Source organism: Mesorhizobium sp. CO1-1-11 (genome assembly GCF_020164995.1).
In the GTDB taxonomy this organism is placed as follows: domain Bacteria; phylum Pseudomonadota; class Alphaproteobacteria; order Rhizobiales; family Rhizobiaceae; genus Mesorhizobium; species Mesorhizobium australicum.
Genome location: NZ_JAIUHE010000002.1, coordinates 142,582 through 155,803, shown reverse-complemented (window position 1 = coordinate 155,803; position 13,222 = coordinate 142,582). Strand labels below are relative to the sequence as shown.

The following is a 13,222-nucleotide window of genomic DNA, read 5'->3' as shown; positions in this document are numbered from 1 at the left end:
TAAGGCGTATTGATCCCGATTTGGGGGGCGCTCGGGCGTATTCCGTGCTTGGTTAGCCTAGGCGCAAAAGGTGAATGAATGATCGACGGTGGGGAGGCAATCCGGAAACTGGCGCTCAACGTCGCCCGTTATACCGGCCTCGCACCGCTGGCCAGGCCGTTTGTCGGCGGCATCGGCGCCATCCTGATGCTGCATCGCGTGACGGCGACCCCCGAAAAGCCCGAGAGCGTCAACCGACACCTCAACATCGCGCCCAGTTTCCTCGATGCCGTGATCGCCGACATGAAAGCGGGCGGCTATGCCTTCGTTTCGATGGATGAAGCGGTGGAGCGTATCAAGGCAGGCGGCAAGGGCGGCCGGTTCGCCACCATCACCGCCGACGATGCCTATCGCGACAACATGACCGAGGCCCTGCCGGTGCTGGAAAAGCATGGCGCGCCGCTTACCATCTATGTGGCGCCCGGGCTGATCGATGGCTCCGCCCACCTTTGGTGGGATGTGGTGGAGGATATCGTCAATGCATGCGACCGCCTGACCCTCGCCACATCGAACGGCCCTGCGGTGATCGATTGCGGGACCCCCGCCAGGAAACATCAGGCCATCGCCCGCCTGCATGCCTATTTCACCAGCGAGGTCCGCGAGGAAGACCTGCGGAGCGTGCTGCGCGGTCTCGCCGCGTCGCATGGTGTCGACGCCGACGCCCCGCGCCTGCGCACGCTGATGACCTGGGATGAGATCCGCACCGTCGCCGCGCACCCTCTGGTGGCGATAGGCGCCCACACGATCAACCACAGCAACCTGAAGCGGCTTTCCGAGGCCGATGCGCGGCGCGAGATCGGCGCCGTCAAGGACATGCTGCGGACCGGGCTTGGCGAGGAGCCGCGCCATTTCGCCTATCCCTATGGCTATGCCAGCGCCGTCGGCTGCCGCGAAGTGGGCTTTGCGCGCGACGCCGGCTATGCCTCAGCCGTGACCACCCGCCACGGCGTGCTGCGCGCCGAACATGCCGGCTTCCTGCATGCCTTGCCGCGCATTTCGGTCAATGGCCGCTACCAGAGCCTCGCCCACATCCGCACCATGCTGTCGGGCGTGACGACCCCGCTCGCCAATGCCGGCAAGATGCTCGTTACCGTTTGACGTACGGCCGGACCGCGCAGGGCTCAGCGCTTAGTCCGCGGCTCCAGCATCAGCCATTTGATGATGCCCATTGCCGGCAGCACCCAGAGCAGGCCGCTGACGAGGAAGAACAGGAATTGCACCAGTGCGCCCGATTCCGACAGGCGGGCGACGGCGAAGATCGAGGCGACCAGCGCGTAGATGATGACCAGCGCCAACAGCAGGAACATTCCGATCAGTTTTTTCAGGCGAATGGGCATGTCTTGGCCTCGTTGATGGCTACCGCTTAGGCCGAACGCAAGGCACGCGCAACCCACGACACCGGGCGCGACGGCGTGCCGCGCTGCGCGGCCTTGCCAGCAGGAGTGCGATGGTTCACCAATCCGCGACATTCAACCTGCCGGGACATATCCATGGCCGCCATCACCGCCGCCGCGCCCTATCAGGCCCGCGACCGCGACCTGCACAACCGGGCACTCGTGCGCGGCTGGCTCTACGTCGTGCTCCTGGTGCTGTTCGCGCTGGTGCTGGTTGGCGGCGCCACGCGGTTGACCGAATCCGGCCTTTCGATCACCGAATGGCAGCCGATCCATGGCGTCGTCCCGCCGCTCAACGACGCCGAGTGGCAGGAGGAATTCAAGCGCTATCAACAGATCCCGCAATACGCCGAACTCAACAAGGGCATGAGCGTCGAGGCGTTCAAGTCGATCTTCTGGTGGGAATGGGCGCATCGCCTGCTGGCGCGCAGCGTCGGCCTGGTCTTTGCCTTGCCGCTGCTGGTCTTCTGGGCGACGCGTCGCATCGAGCGCGGCCTTGGGCCGAAACTGGTCGGCATCCTGCTTCTCGGCGGCCTGCAGGGGGCCATCGGCTGGTGGATGGTGGCGTCCGGCCTGGTCGACCGCGTGTCGGTGAGCCAGTACAGGCTGGCGACGCATCTCACGCTGGCGGCACTTATCTTTACCGCGACCATGGTCGTCGCGCGTGGCCTGGCGCCGCATTCCGAACCCGCTGCCGATCGCTCGACGCAGCGTCTGGCTGGTTTCGTTGTGCTTCTGGCGCTGGTCCAGATCTATCTCGGCGGCCTGGTTGCCGGTCTCGACGCCGGCATGAGCTACAACACCTGGCCGCTGATGGACGGCCGGATCATCCCCGGCGATCTGCTCGTCCTCGAGCCGGCGTGGCGCAATTTCTTCGAAAGTCCGAAAACGGTGCAGTTCATCCATCGGCTTGGCGCCTATACGGTCTTCGCCGTCGCGCTCTGGCACATGATCGCCACGCGTCTGCGTCTGCCCGGCTCAACGCATGCGCGACGCGCGACACTGTTGTTCGTGCTGGTGCTGGTGCAGGCTTCGATCGGTATTGGTACGCTGCTGATGCAGGTGCCACTGCACATGGCGCTGACCCATCAGGCTTTCGCGCTCGTCGTGCTGGGCTTTGCCGCCGCGCATTGGCGCGGCACCAAGGGCGCCTATCCCTTACCCAACGAGATTGCCGTCGGACGTTGAGTGCAGCCGATCACATCCAGAATTCGTTCGACTGGGTCGTCTTCTCGCCGTCGAATTCAGCCTGACGCAGTGCGGCGGCGGATGGTGCCGATTTGTCCTGGTCGGCCTGGCCGCCTGGTCCTGATTTGCCTTGGCAACCCTGTCAGCGGCCTTGAGCGCATCGAGCCTGGCCTGGGCGACGGCGATATGCACCTGGCGGTCTGGGGAGCCGTCCTCGAGCCGCACCTTCCAGATGCCGCTCGAAAAGGTCTCGGCCATGAGTTCCGGTTCGCTGACCTTCCAGCGCGCTGGAAAGGCTGGTGCATCCATCAGAGACCGAGCATCAGGTCCATGTTCTGGACGGCCGCACCCGAAGCGCCCTTGCCGAGATTGTCGTAGACCGCCAGCAGCAGCGCCTGGGCTCTGCTGTCGTTGGCAAAGACATAGACCTTCATGCGGTTGGTGCCGTTGTAGATCTCCGGATCGATGTCAGGCACGCGTTCCAGATGTGCATAGGGCGCCACCTCGACCACGCCGCCCTGGATCGCGGCGAAATGGTCCGCAATGGCGGCGTGAAGTTCGGCACCCGTCGGCACGCGGTCGAGGCCACCGAGCTGCAACGGCACCACCGTGATCATGCCTTGCGCGAAATTGCCCACCGCCGGCTGCATAATCGGATCATGCGACAGCTTCGCATAGGCCTTCAATTCCGGCACGTGCTTGTGCTGCAGGGTCAGGCCATAGGGCAGGAACTCCGAAGCGTCCTCGCCCTTGGCGACGTAGTCCTCGATCATCGGCCGCCCGCCGCCCGAATAGCCCGTAATGCCGTTGACCGCGATCGGGAAGCTGGCCGGCAGCAGGCCTGCGGTGACCAGTGGCCTGAGCGTTGCGATCGGCCCCTGCGGCCAGCAGCCGGGATTGGCGACGCGCTTGGCCGTGGCGATCTTTTTCGCCTGCTCCTTGTCCAGTTCGGCGAAGCCATACTCCCAGCCTTCGGCCACGCGATGCGCGGTGGACGCATCGATGACCTTGGTGGTTTCGTTGGCGATCAGCGAGACGCTTTCCTTGGCCGCATCGTCGGGCAGGCATAGGATCGCGATATCGGCGGCGTTGAGGAATTCGGCGCGCGCGGCCGTTTCCTTGCGGCGCTCGACCGGGATGGAAATGATCTCCAGATCGCCGCGCTCGGCAAGCAGCGCTCGGATCTGGAGGCCGGTGGTGCCGTGCTCGCCATCGATGAAGATTTTCGGTTTCATTGCCTGATCAAATTCCCTGATATCTCAAAACTATATGCCGTTGCCATGATTGACCGTGGCGCCATTGTGGTTGCCGTTGTTCAGCTCCTCGAGCCGGGCCTTTCGCTCGGCCAGCAGGCCAAGATATTGCATGGCCACCATCGAGCCGGCGATCGCCGTTATATCGGCGTGATCGTAGGCCGGCGCAACCTCCACGACATCGGCCCCGACAATATCGACCTGGTTCAGCTGGCGCAGCGTCGACAGGACCTTCGCCGACGACGGGCCACCCGAAACCGGCGTGCCGGTTCCCGGCGCATAGGCCGGATCCAGGCAGTCGATGTCGAAGGTCAGATACGTCTTCTTGCCACCGGTGCGATCGACGATCGCGTAGGCGATGTCGGAGGCGCGCATTTCCTCGATTTCATGACCATGGAGAATCTTGATGCCGAATGTGTCGGGCGCATGGGTGCGAATGCCGATCTGGATCGAGCGATCGGGATCGATGATGCCTTCCTTGACCGCGCGGCCGACGAAGGAACCATGGTCGATGCGCTTGCCGTCATCGGGCCATGTGTCCTGATGGGCGTCGAACTGCACCAAGGCCAGCGGTCCGTGGATGGCGGCGTGCGCCTTGAGCAGCGGCCAGGTGACGAAATGGTCGCCGCCGAGCGTCAGCAGGAAGGCGCCCGATTTCAGGATCTTGGCCGCCTCGCGCTCGATCGTGCCGGGCGTCTTCTGATGGTTGCCCGAATCGAGCAGGCAATCGCCATAATCGACCACGGCAAGGTGTTCGAACAGATCGCGCGAGAACGGGTATTGCGGGTCGTTGTCGAGGATCGCGGAGGCGCGGCGGATCGCCTGCGGCCCAAACCGGGCGCCCGGTCGGTTGGTGACGGCGGCGTCGAAGGGAATGCCCCACACCACCGCATCCGCGCCCTTCACGTCCTTGGTGTATTTGCGCCGCATGAAAGACAGCGCGCCGGAGTAGGTCGGCTCGAGGGCACCACCCGTTTTGGAGCGGGCGGTGAAGGCATGGTCGATGGTGTTGGTCGCCATTACGGGTCCTCGTTTTCATCGGGGTGCAACAACTACAGAACCGGCATGGAAGATGCCAGTCACGGCTTGGGGAGACGAAACCGCGCCGCCCGGGTGCCACGGCAAGACAGGACTTGTATCATCATGACGCAGACCGCGTTTCTTAATCCGTCGGATGCCGTGGTGTCGACCCACACCGGTACGATCGCCGGCGATCGGTTCCGGGTTCTCGATTCGTGGCGCGGCATCTGCGCGTTGCTGGTGGCGCTGTTTCATTTCCCGACCGCCTCGACGATCTCGCAGAGCAGCTTCATCGGTTCGTCCTATCTCTTCGTCGACTTCTTCTTCGTCCTTTCCGGCTTCGTCATCGCCTCCAGCTATGCCGATCGGCTCGGCCGCACTCAGGAGGTCTGCCGCTTCGTGCTAGTCCGTTTCGGCCGCATCTATCCGCTGCATCTGGTCATGATTGCCGCCTTTGCCGCCTTCGAGCTGCTGCGGCTCGTGCTGCCGCAGCTGCATGGCACGGGTGCTGCTCCTTTCACCGGTGGCTTCGACCTCAGGAGCTTGGCTGCCAATCTCCTTTTGCTGCAAGGTGTCGGCTTCGAGGATCGGTTGACCTGGAACGCCCCGAGCTGGAGCATCTCGGCCGAGTTCTTTGCCTATCTCCTGTTTGCCGGCGTGCTCTTCATCGCCGGCGCGCGCGCCTGGATATGGTTGGTCGCCGCCGCTGTCACCGCGCCGCTGTTCCTGCTCGGCTTCTCCACGCATCATATGGATGTGTCCTATGATTTCGGCTTCATCCGCTGCCTCTACGGCTTCTCGCTGGGCGCCCTGCTGGCCTGGTTTCAGCATGATTCCATTGCAGGAGCGCGACAGGTTCTGGCCGCAAACGGCCCGAGGATGAGCTGGACTGTTGCCGAAATCGTCATGGTGGTCGTCATCGCTCTCTTTGTCTCGCTGGCGGGCGACAATGACGCCGGCATCGCCGCGCCCCTGGTGTTCGCCTTGGCGCTGTTTCTCTTCGCCCATGAAGGCGGCTGGATCAGCGCGTTGCTGAGGACGCCGTTGATGCTGACGCTCGGCGCGCTGTCCTATTCGATCTACATGGTCCACATCTTCGTTCAGGCGCGCCTGATCAATGTCGCCGGGCTGGTCGAGCGCAAACTCGGCCTCGGCCTGGTTGGCGACATCGTACTGCGTGGCGAGCCCGCGACCGGCTTTGGCGCCGGCTGGACGGGGACCGTGGCGATCGTCGTCATGCTTCTTACCACCATAGGTGTCTCTTGGATCACCTGGCGTTTCGTCGAGATGCCTGCGATGGCCTGGTTCCGCCGGCTGTCGAAACGCATCTGAGGCGAGATATCGCGGCAACCGCTAGCCGGCTTCGTTCACCCAGATGTCACGGGCATCGCCTATTCCCGGCTCGATCCGGAATGGAGCGATTCTCGATGCAGACCTTCTGGCCGAGCCTTCTGCTTTCCGTCACGCTGGCGGCTTCCGCCAGCCAGTCAATGGCCGGCGAAACCCGCGCCAGGCAGATCCTCGACCGCTTCGAACATGCCAACCAGTGGCGCGACCATGTCATGGTGGCCGCCCATCGCGCCGGCAGCATGCAGGCCGGCAAGACGCTCTATGCGGAAAACTCGCTTGCCGCCGTGGAGGGCTCGATCGCGATCGGCGCCGAAATCGTCGAGGTCGACATCCGGCGCTCGAAGGACGGCGCGTTCATCGTCATGCATGACAGCTGGCTCGACCGCACGACGACCTGCAAGGGCGAGGTCATCAACTACACGCTGGCCGAGTTGAAGAGATGCCGGCTGGTGATCGAGGGCACCCATGCCGTCACCAACGAGACCGTCTCGACATTGCGCGAGATGCTGATGGCGACACGGGACAGAATCCTCATCAATCTCGACAACAAGCTCGAGGTCGGCGACCTCCCGGGCATGATCGCGGTGGCGCGCGACCTCGGCATGGCCGAGCAAGTCATCGTCAAGGAAAACCTTTGGAACCAGAACAGGATCAGCACGGTGAAGGCGGCCATGACTGCCGCAGGCGGTGGCTTCCAGTTCATGCCGATCATCGCCGATGACGCGGTCCATGATGCGGGCTTCGCCTCGACGGTCGACCACGTCTTCGCGCCGCGCGCGATCGAACTGATCAACTGGCGGGCGGGCGCCGAGACGCTGACCGAAACCGGCGGGCCGCTGTTCAGCACGCGCATGCGCGCCGAGGCGGTAAGGGGCGACTGGCACATCTGGGCCGACACCTATGCCATCGTCAACAAGCCAGGCGGCTTCCTCGCCGGCGGCCGTGGCGACGAACTGGCGGTCCAGGCCAGCTTGCCGCGCGAAGCCTGGGGCTTCTGGGCCGATCGTGGCGCCACCATCATCCAGACCGACGAGCCGAAAGCGGCGATCGGCTGGCTGGCGGCGAATGGTTATCGGGTGCCCTATGCCGGCACGAGCGAACGCATCGAGCCAGCCGCGACCGCCAGCATCAATTGATCCGCCGCGTCCAAGCAAAAAGGCCGCTCGGAGGCGGCCTTTTCGATTGTCCGAAAATTCGAAACGGTTAGCGCTTCGAGAACTGGAAGGAACGGCGAGCCTTTGCCTTGCCGTACTTCTTGCGCTCGACGACGCGGCTGTCGCGGGTCAGGAAGCCGCCCTTCTTGAGCACGGCGCGCAACGCCGGCTCGTAATAGGTCAGCGCCTTCGAGATGCCGTGACGCACCGCGCCGGCCTGGCCGGAAAGCCCGCCGCCGACGACGGTGGCGATGATGTCGTACTGGCCCGAGCGGTTGGACGCGATGATCGGCTGGTTGAGGATCATCTGCAGGACCGGACGCGCGAAATAGTTCGCGAATTCCTTGTCGTTGACGACGATCTTGCCGGAACCCGGCTTCACCCAGACGCGCGCGATGGCGTTCTTGCGCTTGCCGGTGGCGTAGGCGCGGCCCGACTTGTCGAGCTTCTGGACGTGGACGGGGGCGGCGGCCTGCGTGTTGGTGTTGCCGGTGGCGGCGCCCAGTTCTGCGAGCGAGGAAAGCTCAGCCATCTTATGCGACCTTCTTGTTCTTGGAATTCAGCTTGGCCACGTCGAGGACTTCTGGCTGCTGGGCGACATGCGGATGCTCGGCACCTGCATAGACGCGCAGGTTCTTCATCTGGCGGCGGCCGAGCGGGCCACGCGGAACCATGCGCTCAACGGCCTTCTCGACGACACGCTCGGGGAAACGGCCCTCGAGCAGCTGACGCGCGGTGCGCTCCTTGATGCCGCCGGGGTGGCCGGTGTGCCAGTAATAGACCTTGTCGGTGAACTTCTTGCCGGTGAATACCACCTTGTCGGCATTGATGACGATGACATTGTCGCCGTCGTCGACATGCGGGGTGAAGGTCGGCTTGTGCTTGCCGCGAAGATGATTGGCGATGACAGTGGCGAGACGGCCGACGACGAGACCCTCGGCGTCGATCAGGATCCACTTCTTCACCACATCCGCAGGCTTCTGCGAAAAGGTTGTCATGTTTTCTGCTCTCGGTTCTGACCTTCGGGAGTGAAGGCGTTTCTTGTTGCTTGGATTGGCGAAAGACGCTTGTCATCAGCCAATAACAAAACGGCGGCCTTTGCGGGCCGCTGCTTCGTGAAGGCTTATAGGCGAGCGGAGTAACTGCGTCAAGGTAGCGGAAAAGTCCTGTAGCGCGGAAAAGGCTGTAGAAACAGCATGTTGGACTAAAGGTATTATTTTACCACATTGGCGGCGCGCTGCGGCGGGATCGAGTAGGTGCCCGTGGCATGCGCGATCGTGTGTCCTTCCGGGCCGGCGACGATGTCAATGTCGAACACCATCAGGCTCTTGCCGAGCTTCAGGATGCGGCAATGGCCATCGATCGGCCCGGCCTCGGCCTTACGCACGAAATTTATGTTGAGGTTGGTGGTGACCGAGAGCGCATCCGGCCCGGCATGGCTGAGCACGCAGACATAGCCGCCAATGTCGGCCAGCGTGAACAGGGCAGGGCCGGACACCGTGCCGCCGGGACGCAAATGCCGTTCACCGGCATTGAGCCGTACGATGCAGCCGCCTGGAAACACGTCGATCGCCTCGTAGGCGGCGGCACTCTCGTTGAGTTGGGGAAAGACGGTTTCCATTAACAAATTGATCTGCGTTGCGGTCAGCACCGGCTTGAGGTTGGTCTGGGCGGGCATATCGGTCTCTCGTTCTGCGCCAAGCCTGTATGGGCGCAGCCGGGTGTTTCTGGCAACATATACATCATGCTGGCGCAAGCGATGGGTGTTGGACGAAACCCGATCCGATATTAGATACTCTGCCGGCACCACCGGAATCGCGGAGACCTTAGCCATGGCCGAAATCCTTGCCATCAAGCCTGCTGCCGCCGACGAGGGCCCGGTCACGACAAGACGGGAGAAGGGCGTGCTGCGCCTGACGCTCGCCAATCCGCCCGCCAATGCCCTGTCGCTTTCGGTGATGGCGGCGCTCGTGGCGGAGTTGGAACGCGCCAAGGCGGACAAGGCCGTTCGCGTTATTGTGCTGTCGGCGGCCGGCAAGGTGTTCTGCGCCGGTCACGACCTCAAGGAAATGACCGCGCGGCGTGCCGATGCCGATCGCGGCAAGGCCTTCTTCGAAGAGACCTTTGCCGCTTGCGCCATGCTGATGCAGACGATCGTGCGCCATCCCTTGCCTGTCATCGCCGAGGTGGACGGCCTGGCGACAGCCGCCGGCCTGCAATTGGTCGCCAGCTGCGACCTGGCGATCGCCTCGCATGAGGCGACCTTCTGCACGCCTGGCGTCAACATCGGCCTGTTCTGCTCGACGCCGATGGTTGCGCTGTCGCGCAACGTCTCGCGCAAGCAGGCGATGGAGATGCTCTTGACCGGCGAGACGATCGACGCCGCGACCGCCAAGGAATTCGGCCTCGTGAACCGCGTCGTGCCGCGCGAGTACCTGAATCAGATTGTCACCAAATACGCGCAAGCCATTGCTTCCAAATCCTCTTTGGTGATCAAGACCGGCAAGGAAGCTTTTTACGCGCAGGCCGAGATGGGCTTGGCCGATGCCTATGCCTATACCGGCCGCGTCATGGTCGAGAACATGCTGGCGCGGGACGCGGAAGAGGGCATCGGCGCTTTCATCGGCAAGCGCAAGCCGGAATGGACGGACGAATAGGATCATGGAACCGCGCATTTCCATCATCACCATCGCCACCGAAGATCTGGATCGCGCCGTGCGCTTCTACGAGGCGATGGGTCTGAAGCGCCACGCGGGGATCACCGACGGTGTCGCCTTCTTCCAGATGGGCGGCGCGATCCTCGGCCTGTTCCCGCGCCCCAGCGCCGAGGAGGACTCCGGTATCACCTTCGCCCAGGCGCCCTCGGCCGTCTATCTCGCCTACAACACCCGCTCCGATGCCGAGGTCGACGAAGTGCTGGCGCAGGCGGAAAAGGCCGGCGGGCGCATCATCAAGCCGGCCGGCCGCGCCTTCTGGGGCGGCTGGTATGGGTACTTCGCCGATGCCGACGGGCATGTTTGGGAGGTGGCTCATAACCCGGCCTTTCCGATCGCGGACGACGGCACGATTTCGCTGCCTGATTGATGGCCTACCGCAAGCAACTGACACGGCTCAAGGCACCGTACCTCAAACGGATTTTGCTCGACCGGGAGCGGGTTACGGACTGGGAAAAGTATCCGTGGAACCTGCCGCTGTTTCGCGGCCACGCGTTCGAGCTCGAATTCACCACGCCCATCACCATCATCGTCGGCGAGAACGGCACCGGTAAATCCACGCTGCTCGAGGCGATCGGCGCGCTGGCCGGCTATGACGAAGCGGGCGGCGGCAAGGGCTACCGGCCGGTCGACCATTCCGGCGCCATCGACGAGAGTGGCGCCGCACTGGCCAACACATTCCGTGGCCACTGGTTGCCAAAAGTCACCGCCGGCTGGTTCTTTCGCGCCGAATCCTTCTACTCGGTGGCCCGCTACCTCGACCAGGCAGCGCTGGAAGATCCGTTCAAGCCACCGCCGCCGGATTTCCTGTCCTGGTCGCATGGCGAAGGCTTCATCCGCTTCTTCGAGGAGCGCTGCCGCAGGCAAGGCATCTATATCCTCGACGAGCCCGAGAGCGCGCTTTCGCCGATGCGCCAGATCGAATTGCTGAAGATGCTGCGGCGCATGGACCAATCGGGCACCGCGCAGGTGATCATGGCGACCCATTCGCCGCTGTTGATGGCCTGTCCCGGCGCGCAGCTGTTCCGCATCAGCCGCTTTGGGCTCGAGCTTGCCGACTTTCGCGATACGGACCACTTCCGCATGCTGCGCGATTTCAGCAATGACCCGGATGGTTTTCTCGCCGAGGCGTTGTATGAGGACGAGACATGAATCACGATAGCTACGACAACACCTATATCGATGGCATCCTCAATTCGGTGAAGTCGATCGCCATGGTCGGGGCGTCGGCCAATGATGTCAGGCCGAGCTATTTCGTCCTGAAATACCTGCTGGCCAAGGGGTTTTCGGTGTTCCCGATCAATCCTGGCCAGGCCGGCAAGGAAATCCTCGGCCGAATGACCTATGCCAGGCTGGCCGACATACCGGGGCCGATCGACATGGTCGATATTTTCCGTAATGCCGCGGCGGTCCCAGGGATCGTCGACGAGGTGTTGCAACTCGATCCCTTGCCGAAAGTCATCTGGATGCAGCTTGGCGTGCGCCATGACGAGGCAGCCGCTCGCGCCGAAGCCGCCGGCATCAAGGTGGTGATGAACCGCTGCCCCAAGATCGAATATGGCAAGCTCTCCGGCGAGATCGGCTGGACCGGCGTCAATTCCGGCGTGCTGTCGTCCAAGAAGCCGCTGATGCGCCAGGGTTTTCAGAGTTTCGGCGTGCGCCAGAAATAGACGCGGCGTAGAGGCGCAAAATTATTCCGCGTATTGCCGCATTATCCTGCGGTGTGATCGAAGGATCGGCGCCGAAAGGTATTTTCTTCTTTGCATTCGCACGCCGCCTTCGCCAAGAATGCGCGGCCAATTTAGGAAGTTCAAAGGGAGGTTTCAGTGACCCGTTCGCCCGGTTTCAACACGCTCGCCGTCCATGCCGGCGCCAAGCCCGATCCTGCCACCGGCGCGCGCGCCACGCCGATCTACCAGACGACCTCCTTTGTTTTCGATGACGCCGACCACGCCGCTTCGCTGTTCGGGCTAAAAGCTTTCGGCAACATCTACACCCGCATCATGAACCCGACCCAGGCAGTGCTCGAAGAGCGCGTCGCGGCCCTCGAGGGCGGCACGGCCGCCCTTGCGGTTGCTTCTGGCCATGCCGCGCAGGTCATCGTGTTCCACAATCTGATGCAGCCCGGTGACAATTTCGTCGCCGCCAACAAGCTTTACGGTGGTTCGATCAACCAGTTCGGCCATGCCTTCAAGAATTATGGCTGGGAGGTGCGCTGGGCCGAAACCAACGACATCTCGACCTTCGAGAGCCAGATCGACGACAGGACGAAGGCGATCTTCATCGAGAGCCTGGCCAATCCGGGCGGCACCTTCGTCGATATCGAGAAGATCGGCGACATCGCCCGCAAGCACGGCCTGCCGCTGATCGTCGACAACACGCTGGCCTCGCCCTATCTGATCCGGCCGATCGAGCATGGCGCCGACATCATCGTCCACTCGCTGACCAAGTTCATGGGCGGCCACGGCAATTCGATTGGCGGCGTCATTGTCGACGGCGGCACCTTCGACTGGTCGAAGTCGGGCAAATACCCGATGCTGTCGGAACCGCGCCCCGAATATGGCGGCCTCGTGCTGCACGAGACCTTCGGCAATTTCGCTTTTGCCATCGCCGCGCGCGTGCTCGGCCTGCGCGATCTCGGCCCGGCGATCTCGCCGTTCAATGCCTTCCTTATCCTGACCGGCCTCGAGACCTTGCCGCTGCGCATGCAGCGTCATTGCGACAATGCGATCACCGTCGCCGGCTGGCTGTCCAACCACCCCAAGGTCGCCTGGGTGAATTATCCCGGCCTGCCCAGCGACAAGAACAACGCGCTGCAGAAGAAATATTCGCCGCTGGGCTCCGGCGCCGTGTTCACCTTCGGCCTCAAGGGCGGCTACGAGGCGGGCATCAAATTCGTCGAGGCACTCGAACTGTTCTCGCACCTGGCCAATGTCGGCGACACCAAGTCGCTGGTCATCCACCCGGCATCGACCACGCACCGCCAGCTTTCCGACGAACAGAAGGTCAAGGCTGGTGCCGGACCCGACACGGTGCGGCTGTCCATCGGCATCGAGGATGTCACCGACATCGTCGCCGACCTCGAACAGGCGCTCGCCAAGGTCTGACCT

General features: G+C 63.2%; 15 protein-coding genes. 9 read left to right on the top strand and 6 right to left on the bottom strand.

Features of this window, described 5'->3' with window-relative positions; all coding sequences use genetic code 11:
- Positions 1-78 precede the first annotated feature (78 nt).
- Entirely contained in the window at positions 79-1,137 is a 1,059-nt protein-coding gene (locus LB554_RS02750; protein ID WP_224583037.1) for a polysaccharide deacetylase family protein, read from the top strand.
- A gap of 23 nt (positions 1,138-1,160) precedes the next feature.
- Here LB554_RS02750 and LB554_RS02745 read toward each other — a convergent pair whose 3' ends face one another.
- A complete protein-coding gene (locus LB554_RS02745; protein ID WP_015318215.1) occupies positions 1,161-1,376 on the bottom strand; it encodes a DUF2842 domain-containing protein in 216 nt (71 codons plus the stop codon).
- 153 nt (positions 1,377-1,529) lie between these two features.
- Between LB554_RS02745 and LB554_RS02740 the strand changes: the two genes are divergently transcribed.
- On the top strand, positions 1,530-2,621 hold the full coding sequence (locus LB554_RS02740; RefSeq protein WP_224583034.1) for a COX15/CtaA family protein: 1,092 nt from the start codon (positions 1,530-1,532) through the stop codon (positions 2,619-2,621).
- Between the two features lie 308 nt (positions 2,622-2,929).
- Here LB554_RS02740 and argC read toward each other — a convergent pair whose 3' ends face one another.
- Together argC and speB are read right to left on the bottom strand one after the other, a co-directional pair.
- Positions 2,930-3,856 carry an N-acetyl-gamma-glutamyl-phosphate reductase gene (gene argC / locus LB554_RS02730; protein ID WP_224583033.1) on the bottom strand — a complete coding sequence of 309 codons (927 nt, stop codon included), beginning with the start codon at positions 3,854-3,856 and terminating at the stop codon, positions 2,930-2,932.
- A gap of 30 nt (positions 3,857-3,886) precedes the next feature.
- Entirely contained in the window at positions 3,887-4,894 is a 1,008-nt protein-coding gene (gene speB / locus LB554_RS02725; protein WP_224583032.1) for an agmatinase, read from the bottom strand.
- A 123-nt stretch (positions 4,895-5,017) separates the two neighbouring features.
- On the opposite strand from speB, the gene LB554_RS02720 reads away from it, so the two are divergent.
- Both LB554_RS02720 and LB554_RS02715 read left to right on the top strand, forming a co-directional pair.
- A complete protein-coding gene (locus LB554_RS02720) occupies positions 5,018-6,226 on the top strand; it encodes an acyltransferase family protein (RefSeq protein ID WP_224583031.1) in 1,209 nt (402 codons plus the stop codon).
- Between the two features lie 95 nt (positions 6,227-6,321).
- On the top strand, positions 6,322-7,380 hold the full coding sequence (locus LB554_RS02715) for a glycerophosphodiester phosphodiesterase family protein (protein ID WP_224583030.1): 1,059 nt from the start codon (positions 6,322-6,324) through the stop codon (positions 7,378-7,380).
- A 67-nt stretch (positions 7,381-7,447) separates the two neighbouring features.
- Here the strand turns inward: LB554_RS02715 and rpsI are convergent, their stop codons facing one another.
- From rpsI to LB554_RS02700, 3 genes are all read right to left on the bottom strand, one after another.
- Complete coding sequence (gene rpsI / locus LB554_RS02710) at positions 7,448-7,930, bottom strand: 30S ribosomal protein S9 (RefSeq protein ID WP_224583029.1); 483 nt, start codon at positions 7,928-7,930, stop codon at positions 7,448-7,450.
- Between the two features lies 1 nt (position 7,931).
- Positions 7,932-8,396, bottom strand: a complete 465-nt coding sequence (gene rplM / locus LB554_RS02705) for a 50S ribosomal protein L13 (protein WP_010915638.1) — start codon at positions 8,394-8,396, stop codon at positions 7,932-7,934.
- A 215-nt stretch (positions 8,397-8,611) separates the two neighbouring features.
- Positions 8,612-9,076 carry a PaaI family thioesterase gene (locus LB554_RS02700; protein WP_140661962.1) on the bottom strand — a complete coding sequence of 155 codons (465 nt, stop codon included), beginning with the start codon at positions 9,074-9,076 and terminating at the stop codon, positions 8,612-8,614.
- A gap of 154 nt (positions 9,077-9,230) precedes the next feature.
- Here LB554_RS02700 and LB554_RS02695 point away from each other — a divergent pair, with 154 nt between their 5' ends.
- The 5 genes from LB554_RS02695 (at position 9,231) to LB554_RS02675 (ending at position 13,219) form a co-directional block, all read left to right on the top strand.
- Positions 9,231-10,055 (top strand): enoyl-CoA hydratase, encoded by an 825-nt coding sequence (locus LB554_RS02695; RefSeq protein ID WP_140717526.1) that lies wholly within the window; start codon positions 9,231-9,233, stop codon positions 10,053-10,055.
- Between the two features lie 4 nt (positions 10,056-10,059).
- Positions 10,060-10,482, top strand: a complete 423-nt coding sequence (locus tag LB554_RS02690) for a VOC family protein (protein WP_140717524.1) — start codon at positions 10,060-10,062, stop codon at positions 10,480-10,482.
- Positions 10,482-11,264: an AAA family ATPase gene (locus LB554_RS02685; RefSeq protein ID WP_224583028.1), complete on the top strand. Its 783-nt coding sequence runs from the start codon at positions 10,482-10,484 to the stop codon at positions 11,262-11,264. The genes LB554_RS02690 and LB554_RS02685 overlap by 1 nt, the downstream gene beginning before the upstream one ends.
- A complete protein-coding gene (locus LB554_RS02680; protein ID WP_224583027.1) occupies positions 11,261-11,782 on the top strand; it encodes a CoA-binding protein in 522 nt (173 codons plus the stop codon). The genes LB554_RS02685 and LB554_RS02680 overlap by 4 nt, the downstream gene beginning before the upstream one ends.
- Positions 11,783-11,938: 156 nt before the next feature.
- Complete coding sequence (locus tag LB554_RS02675) at positions 11,939-13,219, top strand: O-acetylhomoserine aminocarboxypropyltransferase (protein ID WP_224583026.1); 1,281 nt, start codon at positions 11,939-11,941, stop codon at positions 13,217-13,219.
- Positions 13,220-13,222 lie beyond the last annotated feature (3 nt).

Coding starts and splice junctions, on each gene's coding strand:
- rpsI (WP_224583029.1), bottom strand. CDS start 7,930: ATGGCTGAGCTTTCCTCGCTCGCAGAACTGGGCGCCGCCACCGGCAAC.
- LB554_RS02720 (WP_224583031.1), top strand. CDS start 5,018: ATGACGCAGACCGCGTTTCTTAATCCGTCGGATGCCGTGGTGTCGACC.
- LB554_RS02680 (WP_224583027.1), top strand. CDS start 11,261: ATGAATCACGATAGCTACGACAACACCTATATCGATGGCATCCTCAAT.
- LB554_RS02740 (WP_224583034.1), top strand. CDS start 1,530: ATGGCCGCCATCACCGCCGCCGCGCCCTATCAGGCCCGCGACCGCGAC.
- LB554_RS02715 (WP_224583030.1), top strand. CDS start 6,322: ATGCAGACCTTCTGGCCGAGCCTTCTGCTTTCCGTCACGCTGGCGGCT.
- LB554_RS02700 (WP_140661962.1), bottom strand. CDS start 9,076: ATGCCCGCCCAGACCAACCTCAAGCCGGTGCTGACCGCAACGCAGATC.
- rplM (WP_010915638.1), bottom strand. CDS start 8,396: ATGACAACCTTTTCGCAGAAGCCTGCGGATGTGGTGAAGAAGTGGATC.
- argC (WP_224583033.1), bottom strand. CDS start 3,856: ATGAAACCGAAAATCTTCATCGATGGCGAGCACGGCACCACCGGCCTC.
- LB554_RS02685 (WP_224583028.1), top strand. CDS start 10,482: ATGGCCTACCGCAAGCAACTGACACGGCTCAAGGCACCGTACCTCAAA.
- LB554_RS02695 (WP_140717526.1), top strand. CDS start 9,231: ATGGCCGAAATCCTTGCCATCAAGCCTGCTGCCGCCGACGAGGGCCCG.
- LB554_RS02745 (WP_015318215.1), bottom strand. CDS start 1,376: ATGCCCATTCGCCTGAAAAAACTGATCGGAATGTTCCTGCTGTTGGCG.
- speB (WP_224583032.1), bottom strand. CDS start 4,894: ATGGCGACCAACACCATCGACCATGCCTTCACCGCCCGCTCCAAAACG.
- LB554_RS02750 (WP_224583037.1), top strand. CDS start 79: ATGATCGACGGTGGGGAGGCAATCCGGAAACTGGCGCTCAACGTCGCC.
- LB554_RS02690 (WP_140717524.1), top strand. CDS start 10,060: ATGGAACCGCGCATTTCCATCATCACCATCGCCACCGAAGATCTGGAT.